12 protein-coding genes are annotated in these 16888 nt (G+C 58.3%); 2 read left to right on the forward strand and 10 right to left on the reverse strand.

Going from position 1 to position 16888, the window contains the following annotated elements:
* Positions 1-39: 39 nt before the first annotated feature.
* The 6 genes from ACTG2W_RS09400 to arcB form a co-directional block, all read right to left on the reverse strand.
* Positions 40-2016 (reverse strand): HAMP domain-containing methyl-accepting chemotaxis protein, encoded by a 1977-nt coding sequence (locus ACTG2W_RS09400; protein ID WP_106842255.1) that lies wholly within the window; start codon positions 2014-2016, stop codon positions 40-42.
* Positions 2017-2055: 39 nt separating this feature from the next.
* Positions 2056-3267 carry an EAL domain-containing response regulator gene (locus ACTG2W_RS09405; RefSeq protein WP_106842254.1) on the reverse strand — a complete coding sequence of 404 codons (1212 nt, stop codon included), beginning with the start codon at positions 3265-3267 and terminating at the stop codon, positions 2056-2058.
* Positions 3248-7489, reverse strand: a complete 4242-nt coding sequence (locus ACTG2W_RS09410; RefSeq protein ID WP_421309378.1) for an ATP-binding protein — start codon at positions 7487-7489, stop codon at positions 3248-3250. Before ACTG2W_RS09410 ends, ACTG2W_RS09405 begins: the two co-directional genes overlap by 20 nt.
* A 223-nt stretch (positions 7490-7712) precedes the next feature.
* Entirely contained in the window at positions 7713-7916 is a 204-nt protein-coding gene (locus ACTG2W_RS09415; protein WP_005349248.1) for a hypothetical protein, read from the reverse strand.
* Between the two features lie 315 nt (positions 7917-8231).
* Positions 8232-9596 carry a dGTPase gene (gene dgt / locus ACTG2W_RS09420; protein WP_421309380.1) on the reverse strand — a complete coding sequence of 455 codons (1365 nt, stop codon included), beginning with the start codon at positions 9594-9596 and terminating at the stop codon, positions 8232-8234.
* A 51-nt stretch (positions 9597-9647) separates the two neighbouring features.
* Positions 9648-11960, reverse strand: a complete 2313-nt coding sequence (gene arcB / locus ACTG2W_RS09425; RefSeq protein WP_106842251.1) for an aerobic respiration two-component sensor histidine kinase ArcB — start codon at positions 11958-11960, stop codon at positions 9648-9650.
* A 206-nt stretch (positions 11961-12166) separates the two neighbouring features.
* On the opposite strand from arcB, the gene ACTG2W_RS09430 reads away from it, so the two are divergent.
* Positions 12167-13153, forward strand: a complete 987-nt coding sequence (locus tag ACTG2W_RS09430; RefSeq protein WP_106842250.1) for a DUF2860 family protein — start codon at positions 12167-12169, stop codon at positions 13151-13153.
* Positions 13154-13220: 67 nt separating this feature from the next.
* Here the strand turns inward: ACTG2W_RS09430 and ACTG2W_RS09435 are convergent, their stop codons facing one another.
* From ACTG2W_RS09435 to ACTG2W_RS09450, 4 genes are all read right to left on the reverse strand, one after another.
* A complete protein-coding gene (locus ACTG2W_RS09435; protein ID WP_005339098.1) occupies positions 13221-13919 on the reverse strand; it encodes a DUF3334 family protein in 699 nt (232 codons plus the stop codon).
* 89 nt (positions 13920-14008) lie between these two features.
* A complete protein-coding gene (locus tag ACTG2W_RS09440; RefSeq protein WP_106842249.1) occupies positions 14009-14455 on the reverse strand; it encodes an HIT domain-containing protein in 447 nt (148 codons plus the stop codon).
* Between the two features lie 73 nt (positions 14456-14528).
* The gene (locus ACTG2W_RS09445; protein WP_106842248.1) at positions 14529-15167 is read right to left on the reverse strand and encodes a DUF2057 domain-containing protein; all 639 of its coding nucleotides are present in this window, start codon (positions 15165-15167) and stop codon (positions 14529-14531) included.
* Positions 15168-15238: 71 nt separating this feature from the next.
* Positions 15239-16138, reverse strand: a complete 900-nt coding sequence (locus tag ACTG2W_RS09450; protein ID WP_106842247.1) for a LysR family transcriptional regulator — start codon at positions 16136-16138, stop codon at positions 15239-15241.
* 97 nt (positions 16139-16235) lie between these two features.
* Here ACTG2W_RS09450 and ACTG2W_RS09455 point away from each other — a divergent pair, with 97 nt between their 5' ends.
* Entirely contained in the window at positions 16236-16838 is a 603-nt protein-coding gene (locus tag ACTG2W_RS09455) for a short chain dehydrogenase (RefSeq protein WP_106842246.1), read from the forward strand.
* Positions 16839-16888 lie beyond the last annotated feature (50 nt).

Below are 16888 nucleotides of genomic sequence, written 5' to 3' on the forward strand. Positions count from 1 at the left end.
GGTGAATGGCAATAGCAATGGCGGGATAATCCCGCCATCTCACGCATCAAGATCAAAGCGGGCGATGACCGCCTGCAGCTTGCCGGTATCGCCAGCCAGTCTGGCTACGATCTCCTCCCCCTGCTGACTACGCTGACAGGATTGCCGACTGAGCGCGGCAATGTCGTCGACCGTCCCGGATACCTCGGCGGCCACCCGCGACTGCTGCTCGGTTGCCACCGAAATGGCCTCCAGCTGTCCCGACAGCGACTGTACCAGCTGGTTCATGGCACTCAGGGTATCGGTCACCAATCCGACTGCATCCCGCCCTTGCTCCACCAACCGGGTACCGCTGCTGACGGTGCTCACCGTCTGGCGAGTCTGCTGGGAGATGGCCGCAATAGTCTGGCTGATCTCGGCGGTGGATTGATGGGTGCGGGTCGCCAGCTGGCGAACCTCATCGGCCACCACCGCAAAACCTCGCCCCTGCTCGCCTGCCCGCGCCGCTTCTATCGCCGCATTGAGTGCCAGCAGATTGGTCTGCTCGGCTATAGTGGCGATCACCTCGGTGATCTGCCCCACCTGTTCACTCTGATGCTCCAGCAGCCCCATGGCCTCGTTGGCCTGTCCAATCATGGCGGCAATCTGCTGCATGGTATCGCTCATTCGTGCCAGCGCGGCCTCTCCCTGACGGGTCTGCTGCCGCACCTGATGGGCACCATCCGCCACACCGGCAATGTTACCAGCCACATCACGAGCACTCACCGACATCTGATCGATAGCCGCAGCCACCGCATCGACCCGCTGATCCTGTTCCGTCAGATCCGCCACTATGGCTCTGGTAGTGCTGCCCACATCGAGACAGGCCACCTCGACCTGCCCCACAGCCCCCTGCAACTCCCCGACCAGATGATGTAACTGGGCAGACATCCGGTTGATGGAACCGGTCAAGTCTCCCAACTCATCCTGCCCTGTGATTGGCAAGGGCTCGGCCGCCAGCCGGCCATCCGCAACCTGCCCCGCCCGGGTCACCAGACAGGCAATGTCACGGGTCAGACGACGACTAAAGAGCCAGGCGACTACCATGCCAAGCACGATGGCGCTGCCGGTAGCCAACAGCAGAGTCTGGTTGATGGCCCTCCCGGCTCCGGTCATCTGCGCCGAAATCTGATCCACCTCGGCACGGGTTTTCCCCACCTGCTGGACCAGCTGCTCGCTGAGGCTGGACTGCATCGGCTCGATGTCGGTGGCCATCAGGTAGTTTGCCTGATCCCAATCCGGCGCCTGGCGCTTCTCGATCACCTGCCCCACCAGCTCGGAGAAGGGGGTAGCCATCTCTTCAAACAGCTGCCAGAGGCTCTGCTGGGTGTCGGTAAAGAGCGCGGCTTGCTGTTTAACCTCAGCCACACGCTGCTGATGAAACTGGTAGTAATCCTGATACTTGCTGCGGTATTCGGGGTCGCCTGAGATGAGAAAATCCCGCAGGGCTGAGAGAGAGTTGGCGAGGCTGTTGTAGGCATCCCCCACCTGTTTGAGCAGCATGCGGCGATCGCCGGAGAGTTGATCCTGCGGAGTGCCAACTTCTTCATTGGCAAAGGATTGCAGCTGATCGAGCGCCGCCTCCGCCAGCGGACCCGCCTCCTGCAGCATCAGGGTATGAGCGGGCAGATTCTCTTCACTCTGGGCGATGGTCCACACCTTCTCCTGATGGCTTTTGAAGGTCTCGAGAGACTTGGCGAGCGCCGGACTGAACGCCTGATGGGCGATGGCCTGCCAGGCCGACTCCCACTCCTGCTTGAGGCGGGAAGCCTGAGCCGGATCCTTGCCGAGGATCAGATAGCCACGCAGAGCAGAAACGGTGGCAACCAGTGCCTTCTGGCTCGCCTCATCCCGCTGCAAAGCGGGCAGCGCCTGCTCCAGCAGGATGTGTTGGGCCTGATTTATCTGGGTCAGCCGGTAATAGACCAGCGTGGAGGAGAGCAGGATCAGCAGGTTGATAAAACCGAAGCTGAGCAGCAACTTGCTTGAGATTTTCATGAACATCCTTGTTCAAACAGAGGGAACCAGCCAACAGAATCAGATAGATATCAGTGTAGGCAATCTATCTTGCCAAGTCCGGTGCCATTTAGCCAATTCACTGCGCGGCATCGGGCGGGCAGAGAAAAATCCCTGACAGAGGTCACAACCGAGCTGGGCCAGCACTCGCCAGGTCGCCTCATCCTCTACCCCTTCCGCCACCGACTTCAGCCCCAGCTTGCGGGCCAACTCGATACTGGACTCGATGATAGCCAAACGTGACGGATCGGCATGGCAGCGATCGACAAAGGAGCGATCCAGCTTGAGTTCGGTGAACGGCAACAGTGCCAGCTGCTGCATCGAGGAGTAACCGGTACCAAAATCATCGATGGAGAGGCCAAAACCATGCATCCTCAGCCGGGTCAGCACCTCCAGAGACTTGCCCAGATCCTGAACGAATGCGCTCTCGGTCACCTCCAGAGTGATAAGCTCCGGATTGATACTCCAGCGCTTGCACTGATCAATCAATAAGTTGCAAAGATCCCCTTCAATGAGTGAGGTGGTGGAGAGGTTCATCGACAGATTGAGTGACAAGCCGGTTTCCTCCCATAAATGACCATCACTCAGAGATTTACTGATGATCACCTCGGTCAACGGATCGATAAGCCCGTTGTGCTCCGCCAGTGAAATAAAACGCCCGGGCGGGATCAGGCCAAACTCGGGGTGTTGCCAGCGGGCCAACGCCTCCATCCCGACCCACTCGCCGGATGCAAAACTCACCTTGGGCTGATACCAGGGCAGCAGTTGATCTTGCTCGATCGCCCGACGCAACTCATCGAGTCCTATTCTGTGCCCCTCTTCCTCCCTGACGGGTTCCTGCCGGGGTGACCAAGCCTGGATAAGCCGCTGGAGCTGCTGCGGCGTTGAGGGTTTCTCTATGCGACCAAGCACCTGCAGGCCATAAGCGGTACTCATACGCAATACGGCTTCTACCACATCCCCCTCAAGCGCGCTGGAGAGGATAATGCCGCCCTGAAAACCACCCAGCGACAGGCGGCGCAACAGCGCCATGCCATCCATTCCGGGCATTCGCAGATCACAAAACAGGATATCGACGTTGTGTTGCTGGCTAAGCGCCAACGCCTCGACACCATCAACCGCTTCCAGCAGATTCTGGTAACCCAGGCTGCGGATCTGGTGCAGCAGCGCCTTGCGCTGAAATCCATGGTCTTCCACGACCATGATGACCAACTCATGTTGTGCTTTTTTCATCGAGCCATAATCCAATGTCGTGGGTAATCGCCGTCATCAGCCTCTGCACTGTGCTGACCAGATCGTCGAGTTCGTCGAGCCGCTTCAATCGCGCTGCCGATTCCAGCATGGCGGCCTGACTGGCAAGCTCCTCCAACCCGACCATTCGGGCAGCCCCCTTGATCCGGTGGGCGGTCTCTACCAAGGCGCTGGCATCATGACAAATCAGTGCTGCCATCATGGCCTCGCCATCCTGCCGGTTGGAATCGAGATACTCCACCGCCATGGCTCGCGCGGTCAGCTCGTCACCAAACAGCGCTAACCAGCGTTCAGCCTGCATGCCTGTAGCCCCATCAACGGGCGCACCCGCGCTTCTGGTTGGCGTCCTCTCTGCCAGCCAATGGGCCAGCATCTGGCGCAAGATATCCAGCGGGTAGGGCTTCAGTAGCATGTCACTCATGCCGGCCTCTACCATACGAGCACTCGCCTCTTCCGACGTATCTGCCGTTACCCCTATGATGGGGGCCGTCACTCCCGCAGCCCGCAGCGCCTTGGTCAGGGCATAACCATCCATCATCGGCATATGGCAATCAGTCAACAGCAGAGAGAATTGCTGTCCCTGCCAGGCCCGCAGAGCCTTCTCGCCATCTTCCACAACCTGAGCCTCGATACCAAGAATGGCCAACTGCCGTGCCAGCAAGGCACGATTGACCGGATGATCATCAGCAACCAATACTTTGCCACCCAGCTTCTCTGCAAGCGCAGGGAGGATTGGTGTGACCCGCTCCCGTAGCAATTCGTGGCAGCTCTCCAGCAGAAGATCCGGATAGAGAGGAGATAGACCCAGGCGCCACCATTTCTGTTCACCAATCCGACCCCGTAACGCCTCATCGGGTGACCCTATGATCCCCTTCAGCGCAGAGTGTTGCAGCCAGCTTTGCCATTCCCCCCCAAGTGCTTGCTCAAGCCACCGTTGATCGGCCAACAGCAACCCTTCCAGTGAGCGACTGAGCTCATTGGCCCCCAAGTACCTGAGCTTGGCCCCCTGCCGTACCATGGCCGCTTCGAGGTTGGTGTCATCGCTGAAAAACCACCATTCTGTATCAGCCAGAGCAGGGGGCTCCCACTGCGGATTGGTAAGCGGTACGGTAAAGCGGAAGCTGGAGCCCTCTCCTGCCTTGCTGGTCAGTGTCAGTGCCCCCCCCATTTTGCACACCAGCTGCTCACAGATTGCCAACCCCAGTCCGGTGCCACCAAAACGACGGTTGATATCTGACTCCACCTGCTCAAAAGGCGTGAACAGCAGCGCCTGCTTCTCTTCGGCAATCCCGATACCGGTGTCACTGACACTGATGGTCAGTTGCTCACTCAGATAGCTGACCCGAATCGTAATCCCTCCTTGTTCGGTAAACTTCACCGCATTGTTGAGCAGGTTGGAGATGACCTGACCGATACGCACCCCATCGATGTCGGCCCAATCCGGCACATGATGCTCCCACTCCAGCACCACGTTGAGCCCCTTGTTATGAGCCAGTGCCGCGTGGCCACGAATGGCATCGCAGATCACCGTTTGCAGCCGGCTGCTCTGGTGATTCAACTGCAACTGACCCGCTTCTATCTTGGAAAAATCGAGGATGTCATTGACCAGATAGAGCAGGTTATTGGTCGAGGTGACCACATTGCGCACCATAAAACGCTGGTCGTCGTTGAGCTCGCTCATTTGCAGCAATTCGAGCATGCCATGCATGCCTGAAATGGGAGTGCGCAGCTCATGGCTCATGGTTGCCAAAAAGCGGCTGCGAGCCTGCATCGCCTGCTCGGCATAGGCGCGAGCTTCGCGCAGCTCATATTCCTGTTGCTTGAGGGCCGTAATGTCCTGAATTACCCCGTTGAGGATCAGTGCCTGCTGCTCCTGTCTGACAAAGTTGCCACGCACTTGCAGATAGCGATCTCCATCAGGCCGCTCTACCTTGACCTCCAGATCGAGGGGCGCCAGAGTCTCGGCATGATTGGCCACCTTGCTGACAAAATCCTGCAGCGCCTCTTCGGTAAAGCCGAACACCTCGCCACCCGATTCGGCATTGAACAGATCCTGCCGGGAAGCCCCGAGGATCTCGCTGGCCCCCTGAGAAGCATACAAAAACCGCCCCTTGCCGGGTCCTTGCCACAAATACTGATAGACCACCCCAGGCATACTGTCGGTAATCTGGGTAAGGCGATTTTCAGCCTGACGGGCGCGCTCCTCCGCCTCTTTGATCCGGCTGACATCGGTCAGTACTGTCAACACCCCCAGCATATTGCCATCCGGATCTCTATAGGGACGTTTGGCATAGATAACATGGCAGGGCGTGCCATCTGCTCGCAGGTTGCTCCCTGCCCCCTCCAGATCCTGTCCTGTCTGCCACACCAAACGCTCTTCTTCCAACACACTGTTTCTGAGTGTCTCTGGCATGTTTTGCAGCTCCTCACTGCTACTGCCAGCACCGAGGAAAGCATCGCGGTAGGCCTGATTGCACAAGGTGATCCGCTGCTCGCTATCACGTAGCGCCACCATGGTTGGCAGTGAGTTGAGCAAGGTCTGCACAAACAGCAACTGTTCGTTCAGCTTGTCCTCTGCGATTCTCCGCTGCGCAATCTGGCGACGCAAACTGCGAGCCCAGAACATCACCAGCAAACCGCTGACGAGCAAGGCGCCCCCCCCTATGGCCAACCATTTGTAAATCAGGGTGTAATCAGACTCGATATTGACCGACACATTGAGCCAGCGTCGTTCCAGCAGTTGCCACTCCTCATCCGTGATGGTCAGCAGCAACTTGTCCATGATGCGGAGCAACTCGGGCTGAGCATTGTCGACAGCCATACTGATAGGTACGGAAAATTCGGGAGAACTCAGCACCACCTGATACTTCTCATTGAAACCCTTCATCGCTTGCTGTCCCAGATTGGTCATGGTCAACAGCACATATTCGGCTCGCCCAGTATCAAGCAAGGTCAGTAAATCGGCATCTTTGCCTACTTCGATAATATTGGCGCCCAGCGCGTGAATAAGAGAGGCTTCGTAAGAGCCCGTCACACCACCAATCAGACGCCCTTTCAGCTCGACCAGCGACTTCAGCGGGCGAGCACCGTGTCTGGCTACGACATAGCTGTCGAACTTCAGATAGGAGGAGGTAAAAGAGGCAAAGGACTGACGATCCTTGAGCGGTGTCATCAAGGGAATAAGGTCCACTTTGTGCTCTTTCAGCAGTTTAAGTGACTCCTGCCAGGTATTTGTCGACTCCAGCTCAAAGCGGATCCCGGAGCGCAGACTCAATAACTTCATCAGGTCTGCCGTATAGCCATGCAATTCACCTTCGTCATCGATTTCACTGATGCCGGCAAATCCGGGGGCAACGGCGAACTTGATCACCTTGTTTCTCTGCTTCAGCCAACTAGCCTCATCAGGTTCCAGCAACAGACCAGCGTTGGCGCGCTCATCTTCCTGATGCAACCGTAGTCGTGAGTCTGCAACGGGTATCCGTTGATATGCCTGCCAAAGCTTCTCACTCAGTTCTGGCTGGAGGGAACTGGTCGCCATCGTCAGCGTGCTGCCAGAAAGCCACCCAGGAGCGACAACCCCCATTGACGCTGGCATTCTCTCCATCTTGAGGGTAACAATTGGACCCAACTCAAGATATGCATCGACAGCGCCCAGCTTGACCATATAGGTCGCCTCAGTGCGGCTCTCCAGCTCAGTTACATCAGAGATCCCCAAACGCGCCAATTCATTACAACTGCCAAAACCACGAATACAGACCCAGCGTAACTTGCGCGCCTGCTCCAGGGTCAATTGCTGATCCGGGGTATGCATTAAAATGGAGCGGGCATATGAACCGATACTGCCGATATGGTTTATCCCCTTCAGCTCAAGAGCATTACGTTCGACTCCGATTAATGCATCGATCTGGCCGCCTTGGAGAGCAATCTGGGCATCGACGTAGGAGTTGTAGGAGATATAGCGCAGGGACACGCCCATCTCGGCTGCAATGCGCGAGGCCAACTCCTTGAGTGGACCGGCATAACGCTGGTTGGGGAGTTGATAGATGAAAGGGGGATAACCACCACGGGGAACCCCGACCAGCAGCTCCTTTTGTGCAGAAATTTCGTTACTTGTGCTCTCATCTTGCGGTTGGGGAGCCGCAACAGCCAACATGCCTGAAAACAACAGCAAAATGGGAAGAAAAAGCTGACGAAGGAGTGGCATAAAGTCTTGTCCTGATGAGTAAAACAGATAGGGCTGCCACCTCTAATCTTGCAGATCCTGACGACGCAAGGCGAGAAAACAATCGCAGCTGTTACAAAGAGGGCGGAGAGGATAATACTGAGTCACCAACATGTGAACCTGGAATCAACCATAAGATGGAAAAATGGCAGGCATGCGGCCTGCCATTTCACTAGCGAGGGGGATCTTATTCTCCCCCTCGCGATCAGGTTATTCGATTCCCGAGGCGGAAGCCGGTTTGATATTCCCGCTCGCGAACGAGGGCGATTTGACCCTGATATCCTTCCAGCCCGATATCCCTGAGCAGGGCGGGTGACAAATTGACCTGCACGAGACGACGCTCGACCCGGGCAATCCTTCTCTGGACCAGGGATTCAACACTGCGCAGTAAAACCAGTTCGATAGACATGACATTCTCCAGTTGAACATGCGGTTCTCCCGGAGAAAGTGGATATCACCCTGCGGGACGAACCGCGGGTGATAAAAAGACAGGGGTTACCTGTTTACGCCACGCGGTAAAAGAGCACGAGATTTCACGCCGCACGCAGTGCCGCGAGAGAATGCAATATTAAGAATCAGATGTTGCATATTCGTCTCCTTACCGGATAAAAGTTGAACAGGTTGCAGAAGTCTAAAAAATATCCGAATTTAAAACAAGCCTCTTGCGACTCCTTTTTAAACGTTTTTACGGCATTTTATGCTGCCCGACAGGGAGCTTGGGGCATCAGATGCCCGAGAGTAGCCGGTACTCTTCCAGTACATAGGTATCCGTCATGCCGCTGATGTAATCGAGCAGCAACCGCACCCGGTAATACCACTCCTGCTCGTTCTGGCAGGCAAAACGCGGATCCGGGGTGGCGATCGCCAATCGATAGGCCTTGAGATGGCGGGCCGAGAGGCGGTGATAGAGGCGGCGCGCAAAGAAAAGCGTCTGACTCCCCTCCCCGGCCAGCAGGCGAGCAAACTGTGGCGCTGGCAGCGCCAACAGACAGGCATAACTGGTCAGCACCCCGCGCAGCGCCGCATACCCCTCCAGCTCAAGCGCTTCCACCTCGGGGCGCATAAAGACCAGCTCGCGGGCCACCCGTTTGAGGATATCGAGCACCCGCGCCGCCGGCGCCTGACCGTGCAGCAGCGCTTGCGGATAGGATCCCTGCAAAATGGCCTGATGTTCGCTGACATAGCTCTGCGCCGCCAACGCCACCAGATCCCGGGTCAACAGCTGGCGAAAATGGGGGAAAAAGCCCCGACCACTGGCAAGCGCCTCATCCAGCAAGGTGCCCATGTAGTCACTCTGGTCAGCAGATCGCAGTGCCGCCAGCAGTTCACCCTGAGTCAGGATTCTTCGATCTACCGCATCTTCCAGGTCGGCGATGCAGTAGGAGATATCATCGGCCGCCTCCATGATGTAGACCAGCGGATGACGGCAGCCGGGGGCCAATCCCAGGCTCTGACCGAGGGCGCGGTAGAGCGGCTGCTCGCTAAAGAAGATGCCCCGCTTGCTGATCCAGCCATGATGCTGGCCATAGCTCACCCCGGGTTGCGGCTGCTGCGGGTATTTGCAGAGTGCCGCCAGCTGCCCGAGCGTCAGGTTGAGCTCGTGCAGGCTGTGCACCAGCCGCAGACTCTGGGCGTTGCCATCAAACAGTTGCAGATCCTGACGCAATTCAGCCCACTGGGCCGAAGGTGGCTGCGCCAGCGCCTGCTGATAGAGGGGATCAAGCATCTCGCCGAGCCACTGGCTCATCACCTGCTCGCCAAAGTGGCCAAACGGCGGGTTGCCCACGTCATGAAGCAGGCAGGACATCTCCACCAGATTGATAAAGGCCCCTTCGCAGACCGTTCCTGCTGGCAAGGCGGCCAGAATGCGGCGGCTGATCTGGCGACCGGTCTCCTGCACCTCCAGCGAGTGGGTGAGGCGGCTGCGCACCGAGGCCTTCACATCGAGCGGAAAGACCTGGGTCTTCTGCTGCAACCGGCGCACTGGCGCGGCCTGCACGATACGGGCGCGATCCTGCTCGGTCGCCTCCAGCAGCTCCTCATCCCCCCAAGAGTGGATGCGCGCAGGGGTAATCAAACGGCTATACATCTCGCAGCTCCTTGCCAGCAACTTCCATCAGACTCAAAACAACCTCCAGCCTCAAGACAGCAACCAGCGCCGCAGACGGGCGATATCGCCCGGATATTCCCGGCGCAGCGTCTCAATCCAGTCTTCCACGTTTTCCCACCAAGCGGGGTGATCCGGGCTCTGGATCAGCTGTGCCGTCTGCTGCAATCGGCGCAGGCCAATGGAGCCTGCCGCCCCTTTTATCTTGTGTGCCTCTTCCACCACCCCCGCTTGATCCTTGGCAATCATGTTGGAGTCGAGCACTGCCATGTAGTCCGGCATCATCTTCTCGAACAGATCGACGCTGGAGAGCAGCACCGGCTTGCCCACGGTATCGGCGTAATCGGTGAGGAAGGGGATATCCAGCAGGGTATCCTGATTGCCCGCATCCGCCTGCTCGTCCGCTTCATCCTCGGCCAGATCGGCAAACAGGTGACCAATCACCTCCCGCACCGCTTTGGAGCCAAGCGGCTTGTTAATGACATCCTGCATGCCGTGATCCCGGTAGTACTGGCGATCGCCGGTTGAGTTGGCGGTGAGCGCCACCATGGGTGGCAGGCTGTCGCCATAACGCTCCAGCAGGGTTTTCGCCACATCGAAGCCGGTCATGTCCGGCAGCTGGATATCGAGCAAAATGAGGTCGAAATCATCCGGGTTGGCCATCGCCAACGCCTGGGTGCCGTCCCGTGCCACCTGCACCTGATGACCCAGCTTGCCCAGCAGGGCGCAGGCCACCGTCACGTTAAGCTCCACATCCTCCACCAGCAGGATATCGAGGGAAGGCATCTCCTCCTCCTGCTCTGGCAACACAGGCTCGGCGCAAGCCACTTCCAATTCGGCAGTGAAGCAGGAACCTTCGCCCGGATCGCTGTCCACATAGAGCTGGCCGCCCATCGCCTGCACCAGCTGACGGGAGACCGCGAGGCCAATGCCGGTGCCGGTGGCGTGCTTCTTGCCCTGCACCTGATAGTACATGGCGAAGATCTTCTCCTGCTGGGCGCGCGGGATACCGATACCGGTATCCTCCACCTCGAAGTGCAGGGCCAGCTTGCCCGGCTCGTCGGCGGGATGGGATAGGCAACGCACGGTGACGCCCCCCTCATCGGTAAACTTGACCGCGTTGCCCACAAGATTCCACAGCACCTGACGCAGGCGGGTACCGTCAGCCATCACAAATTGCGGCATGTCGCCATCGCGATCGAAATGGAGATAGAGCCCCTTCTGCTCCGCCTGAATGCGCGACAGGGTCTCCAGCTCGTCGAGGAAGGCAGGCAGGTCGATACGGGTTGGCGCAATTTCGAGGCGACGGCGATCCAGTTTGTCCAAGTCGATGATGTCGTTGAAGATATTGCCAAGGGTCACCGCACTCAGGTGAATGGTCTTGAGCTGCTGATGCTGTTTGGGATCGAGGGGGGTATCCATCAGCATCCGGCTTAAGCCCACAATGCCGTTGAGCGGGGTGCGCAACTCGTGGCTGATGGTGGAGATAAAGGTGGTCTTGTCGCGACTCGCCTTCTCCAGCTTGTCCTGATACTGCTTGCGCTCGGTGATGTCGCGGCCAAAACCGAGCAGGCCGAGTCGCTTGCCGAAGCGGTCGAAGAAGGGCACCTTGCGCAGCTCGAAGTAAGCCTTGCGGCCATCGGGATACTCCAGCCACTGCTCGTAGGTGAGCGGCTCGTTGCTGGCAAAGACCTGCTTGTCGGTCTCCACCACCTTGTTGGCGATCTCCTGCTTGTAGACATCGAACGGGGTCAGACCGATCAGCTCGGCCTCCACCTTGCCGGTCAGCTCTTCCATGGCGCGGTTGCAGCCGGAGAACTGCTCATCCTCGTTGCGGTAGTAGACCAGATCCGGGGAGCAGTCGATAAAGGAGCGCAGCAGCGCGGTGCGCTCCCCCAGATGGAGCTGGGCTTTCTCCCGCTGGAACACCTCGTTCTCGAGATCCTCGATGGCCTGCAGACGCAGGCTCTCGGCCCGGTTGGTCTCGGCAATCTGGGCGTTGAGGCGGCTGATGTTCTCCTGCAGCTGGGTATTGAGCTCCAGATCCCGCTCGCGCATATCTTGCAGCTTGCGCACCATCCGGCTCAGTCGCTGACGGGAATCCTCCAGCTGATCCACCACGATGGAGAGAAAATAGACCGCCCAGGGGGTCACCAGCAGGCCAAAAAAGACCGAGCGAACGAAGTCGATCACATCGATATTGCCGCGCAGGAACAGGGTCACCCCCATCTGGATGGCGACCGCCAGCACGATAATGCCCGCCGCTAGGAACATGCTGAATCGCACTAGTCCCAGCTTGGTCATCAGATCGACATAATATTGCGCCCAGGATTTAATCTGTTTCATCTTATTGTTTTCCCCCGATATTCGCGGTACAGAATACCAGCACAACCGAGTGAACTCTTCTTAATCTCGCACAATTAATTAACGATTCGCCGAATGAAATGAGTGGGTTAGGATAATTGACAATATTGAGTCAGTTGCCATTAAGGTTTTTTCTTTATACTCACCGGCCGAAAAAATTCACCACCATTTAATTTAGGAGTTATCCGATGCGCAACACCACCTTGCTGGGCCTGGGCCTGCTGGTCGCAAATAGTGCTTATGCTGATTTGGGTGAAATTCCCAAGGAGTCTGGCTGGTCCGGTTTCCTGCTTGGCGGGGTCAGTGTCATCAATTACGAATCAAATTTTTATAGCGGTGATGATGAAAACCGCCGCCTGAGCGGACTGGGCAGTGCCGATAGCAGCTCCGCCGTTGCGCCGCTGCTCAACGCCGATATCCGCTATACCTTTGCCGATACCCGCACCCAGGTCTTCCTTGGTAACCTGATCCAGGATGCCATCCGTTTCGACTTCACCCAGCAGCTCGGTATCCGTCAGGAGATGAGCGACAAGGGCATTGTAGCTGGCTCCGTGGTCTTTAATGCCATGCCGACCGAGCAGTGGAGCGATCCCTTCGCCGTAGGCGTTGATCGCCAGTCGACCGATATCAAGTCAAAAGGGGTTCGCTTCGCCTGGGACAGCATCTGGGGTAGCAACTTCAATGGCAGCCTGACCACCCGCAACATCGAGGTGGATGAGGAGCGCAGCGGCAGTCAGTACGGCGCCGATACTGCCGCCAAGCTGGATCGCAACGGCAAGATCCACGCCCTCGACCTCTCCTACAAATGGCAGCTGGCACCCGGTCAGATGCTGGAGCCAGCCTTTATCTACCGCCAAGCTGATCTGGATGGCAGCGCCCAAAGCTACAAGAGCAACGGCCTGCAGTTGACCTACGGCATGCGCGCTTCCCAGTGGTCTTTCGTCAGCAACGCCTATCTGGGCCAGACCAAATATGATGAGGCCAACCCCATCTTTGGCCAAAACGCCGACTCCGACGAGTTTGCCCTGACCGGTACCTTCTTCTGGCACCGCCTGTTCGGTATTGCGCCGCTCTCGGCGACCTTTACCGCTGGCTACGCCAAGTCCGATTCCGACATCAACTTCTACGATTCTGAATCGGTGATGTTCAACACCGGCCTGCTCTACAACTTCTAACAACGGTTGTTCGCACCGATACAACAAGGCCACCCGAAGGTGGCCTTGTTGCTATCCGGCATTTGCCTCAAATACCCAAAGAGTCGAGCAGATCATCGTGATCGTTGGCAACCGGGGCCGCAGCCTGAGCCGGCTTGGCGGCATCCTGCTTGGCCTGGGCGATCAGCGCATCGGGATCCAGCTCCTCGTGCTCCATCCCCTCATTGTGGATGCGGATGAACTCGGTTTTGTCCATCGCCAGCTCCAGATAGAAGATGTTGTTGCGAGCGGTGAAGAAGGTGACGCGGCGGGACTCCGGGCTGTCGAGATTGGTATCGACACTCAGCATCACCTGCTTGTTGAGGGCCAGCATCTTCGGCTGGTTCTGGGTGATGTGGGTCTGCAGATCCCGACCCACCTTGACGGTGAAGCTGCCGACGATCTGGTTCATCAGCTCGCCCATCACGTTGCTCACCTCATCAGAGGTGTGGGAGATGGCGAGATCCTCTTTGGAGAGTCCCATGCTCAGCATGTAGCTCTCGTAGAGCTCCATGGCGGCGGCGGCGGAGAAGTTGATCACAACCAGACCGGAAAAACCGCCATCGAACAGCACGAAGCAGCCGATATCCGGCTTGAGGCAGGTCTTGCTGATCCGCTGCACCATGCCGGAAAACCGCACCTGACTCATGGTCGCAGCACTCAAAACGTCCGTCACCGAGTTGCACAGGCTGAGCAGCACATCCTCTGTGGTCAATACGGCATCGTCATCGGATCTTGTCACTATCATGGGACCTTCCTGAACATCGAAAATGGGCTTATCTATACCATAACTCTAACAGATGGCGCGGCCCGGAGACTGAAATAGCGACACGCCTCTCAGTTGACTCCGTTATCAGCAGCCACAGGGGTGAAACCGCTCAGCTTGGCGAGCCGGGCACGCCATATATCGGCCTGCTGCACCAAAACTTGTGGCTCATAAGGCACGACCGGATGAGCGCCCCAGATGGGGCCTGGCCAGGCGCGATCCGTCGCAAAGCGGGCGACATGGTGAAGGTGGAGTTGCGGCACCAGATTACCCAGCGCCCCAATGTTGATCTTGTCCGGGCTGAGGGCCTGTTCCATCAGGTTGGCGACAGCGCAGGACTCCTGCATCAGCTGTTGCTGCTGCTCCGGCGCCAGATGGTGAATTTCCCGCAGGTTGGCTACTCGCGGTACCAGGATCAGCCAGGGATACTGGCTGTCTTTGGACAGCAAGACACGGCAGAGGGGCAGATCCCCGAGCCACCGGGTATCTGCCTGCAGGCGTGAATGCAATTCAAACATGAAAACCTCGTTGAGTACGATGAACAGAGCGCCTGAAAAAGGAGTGTCCACGTTACTGCAACGGGCAGAAAACTTAAAGCTGTGGGACGGCCCAACCGATAAAGCGCTTGCGCAGGGCCGGATCTGCCTGGAGGAACAGCTGCTGCAACTGCCCTTCCAGCTCGCTGGCAGCCACAACAGGTTGCGCCCCGGAGAGCGTAGCGGTTGGTTGTGTAGTCACAGCGACGGCCGTCAGCGCCGCCTTGCCGCCGCTGCGGTTGTATTCAGCCAGTTTGCCGTTCCAATCCACCCCTAGCAGCATGCCGCTGGTCACCAGCGCATCCTGCTGGATAGCAAGCGCGCGGCCATTCTCCTGCAGCACTACCACAGGAGCCTTGGCATACGCCTGCATCCCCCGCTCGTCTCCCGGTACACTGGCCGTCAGCTGCAAATGCTGATTGCTGCCCTGATAGCGCACCACCTGCGGCTCGGAGCGTACCTGCCGATCATTCTCGCTGCTGCTGCGACTGGGGATCACCCCCTCGAAGCGCACTAACAGTTGCTGTTCGCCATCCGCCAGGGTGGCATGCTGCTCATCCTGCAAGGTGCCGTTGCTCACCGCGAGGATGCGGAAATTCTCCGGCACCTTCACGTCCACCATGGCCTGTACACTGCCTGCCCCCAAGACTGCACAGAGCAGCACAAACCCGGTCAACCCTCTATTACTCTTCATTCCCGCTGATCTTCCTGATGCCGATGATGGGCGCAGGGTAGCAGCCGAAGATGACAGAAAAATAACGCTGCTCAGAGCAGGTAGTGGGGTCGCTCGGCAAACCACTGGGCCAGCACCTGCTTGAACAGCCGGATCTTGCGCGGCACCCGCCGCTGCTGGGCATGCAGCACATGAAGCTGATGCAGGCCGCTCTGCCACTCGTCGAGCACGGTCACCAGCTCCCCTGCCGTCAGCAGCGACTCCACCAGCATCAGCGGGCACTTGGCATAGCCCATACCGGCGCGCGCCAGTTGCAATACTGTACTGTAGTGGTTGGCTCGCACCTTGCCCTGTACCAAAATGTGAGCCTCTTCCCCCTCACGGATAAAGTGCCACTGCTCCCAGGCCGGATTGTGCCCCTGCAACAGGCAGTTGCGCCCGCTCAGCTCATAGGGAGTGGCAGGATACCCCTCTCGCGCCACCAGCGCGGGGCTGGCCACCACCACATCCTTGAGCCGCCCCAGCGGCAGGGCCACCAGATTGTCCGGCACCTCGCTCATGGCGCGCAGGGCGATGTCGTTTTCTCCCTGACTCATGTCGACCATCTGGTTGGTGAAATTGAGTTCCACCTCCACTCCCGGGCAGAGCGCGGCAAAGCTGGTCAGCAGTTCGCTCACCATGCGGTCGCCGGTGCTGACCGGGCAGGTAAAGCGCAGTCGTCCGCAATCCTCTTCGGTCAGCGCCTGAATATCCTGCTCCGCCTGCCGAGCCAGCGCGAAGATCTCCCCCGCCTGCTGATAGAGGGTCTTGCCCGCCTCGGTCAGACTGAGGCGGCGGGTGGTGCGCTGCAACAGTTGTGCATTGAGGGAGGTCTCCAGCGCGCTGACATGGCGGCTCAGCATCCCCTTGCTGACCCCCAGCGTATCGGCAGCAGCCGAGAAACTGCCGCGCAGCACCACTTCGTAAAAGCTGGCCAGATGGGCGATATCCATCATTAGCTCCAATATGGAAACAATGGGTTTATTATACGCGCTTTTTTGCATTTTCTGTTGCGCTAAAATCGACACATCCCAACCAGGAGTGATGCAGATGAAAATTGTGATTGTGGGTGCCTCCGGCACCGTCGGCTCCGCGGTCAGTGAACTGCTTGCCAAAGATCATCAGGTGATCCGGGTCGGCCACAGCCGTGGCGATGCCACGGTCGACATGCGCGATCCCGCCTCCATCAAGGCGCTGTTCGCCAAGCTGGGCCAGTTCGATGCGCTGGTCGTCGCCAGCGGCAGCGTGGCCTTCAACGGTCTGACCGAGATGAGCGACGAGCAGTGGCAGGTGGGACTGGAGAGCAAGCTGATGGGCCAGATCAACCTGACCCGAGCCGCCATTCCCTATCTGACTGACAAGGGTTCCATCACTTTGATCAGCGGTATTCTGAGCGAGGAGCCGATCAACTGGGGCGTGAGCGCCAGCACCGTCAACGGCGCCATCGATCACTTTGTGAAAGCGGCCGCCTGCGAGCTGCCAAGGGGCATTCGCATCAACGTGGTGAGCCCCACCGTGCTGGCGGAGTCGATGGACAAATACGCCGACTTCTTCCCGGGGTTCGTGCCGGTGCCAGCCGCCAAGGTGGCGCAGGCTTACAAGAAGTCGGTGTTGGGCATCCAGACAGGTCAGGTGTTCAGAGTCAACGGCTGATCGCCGCTCGCTTACCGCCAGACCAGCAATAAAAACGGGCCCCATAGCGG

Source organism: Aeromonas sp. 96A (assembly GCF_051919165.1).
Lineage (GTDB): Bacteria > Pseudomonadota > Gammaproteobacteria > Enterobacterales > Aeromonadaceae > Aeromonas > Aeromonas veronii.

Bases quoted from the DNA above. Each gene is read 5' to 3' on its own strand.
- ACTG2W_RS09450 (WP_106842247.1), bottom strand. From the start codon at position 16,138: ATGGATATCGCCCATCTGGCCAGCTTTTACGAAGTGGTGCTGCGCGGC.
- ACTG2W_RS09400 (WP_106842255.1), bottom strand. From the start codon at position 2,016: ATGAAAATCTCAAGCAAGTTGCTGCTCAGCTTCGGTTTTATCAACCTG.
- ACTG2W_RS09405 (WP_106842254.1), bottom strand. From the start codon at position 3,267: ATGAAAAAAGCACAACATGAGTTGGTCATCATGGTCGTGGAAGACCAT.
- arcB (WP_106842251.1), bottom strand. From the start codon at position 11,960: ATGAAACAGATTAAATCCTGGGCGCAATATTATGTCGATCTGATGACC.
- ACTG2W_RS09410 (WP_421309378.1), bottom strand. From the start codon at position 7,489: ATGCCACTCCTTCGTCAGCTTTTTCTTCCCATTTTGCTGTTGTTTTCA.
- ACTG2W_RS09440 (WP_106842249.1), bottom strand. From the start codon at position 14,455: ATGTTTGAATTGCATTCACGCCTGCAGGCAGATACCCGGTGGCTCGGG.
- ACTG2W_RS09455 (WP_106842246.1), top strand. From the start codon at position 16,236: ATGAAAATTGTGATTGTGGGTGCCTCCGGCACCGTCGGCTCCGCGGTC.
- ACTG2W_RS09445 (WP_106842248.1), bottom strand. From the start codon at position 15,167: ATGAAGAGTAATAGAGGGTTGACCGGGTTTGTGCTGCTCTGTGCAGTC.
- dgt (WP_421309380.1), bottom strand. From the start codon at position 9,596: ATGTATAGCCGTTTGATTACCCCTGCGCGCATCCACTCTTGGGGGGAT.
- ACTG2W_RS09430 (WP_106842250.1), top strand. From the start codon at position 12,167: ATGCGCAACACCACCTTGCTGGGCCTGGGCCTGCTGGTCGCAAATAGT.
- ACTG2W_RS09415 (WP_005349248.1), bottom strand. From the start codon at position 7,916: ATGTCTATCGAACTGGTTTTACTGCGCAGTGTTGAATCCCTGGTCCAG.
- ACTG2W_RS09435 (WP_005339098.1), bottom strand. From the start codon at position 13,919: ATGATAGTGACAAGATCCGATGACGATGCCGTATTGACCACAGAGGAT.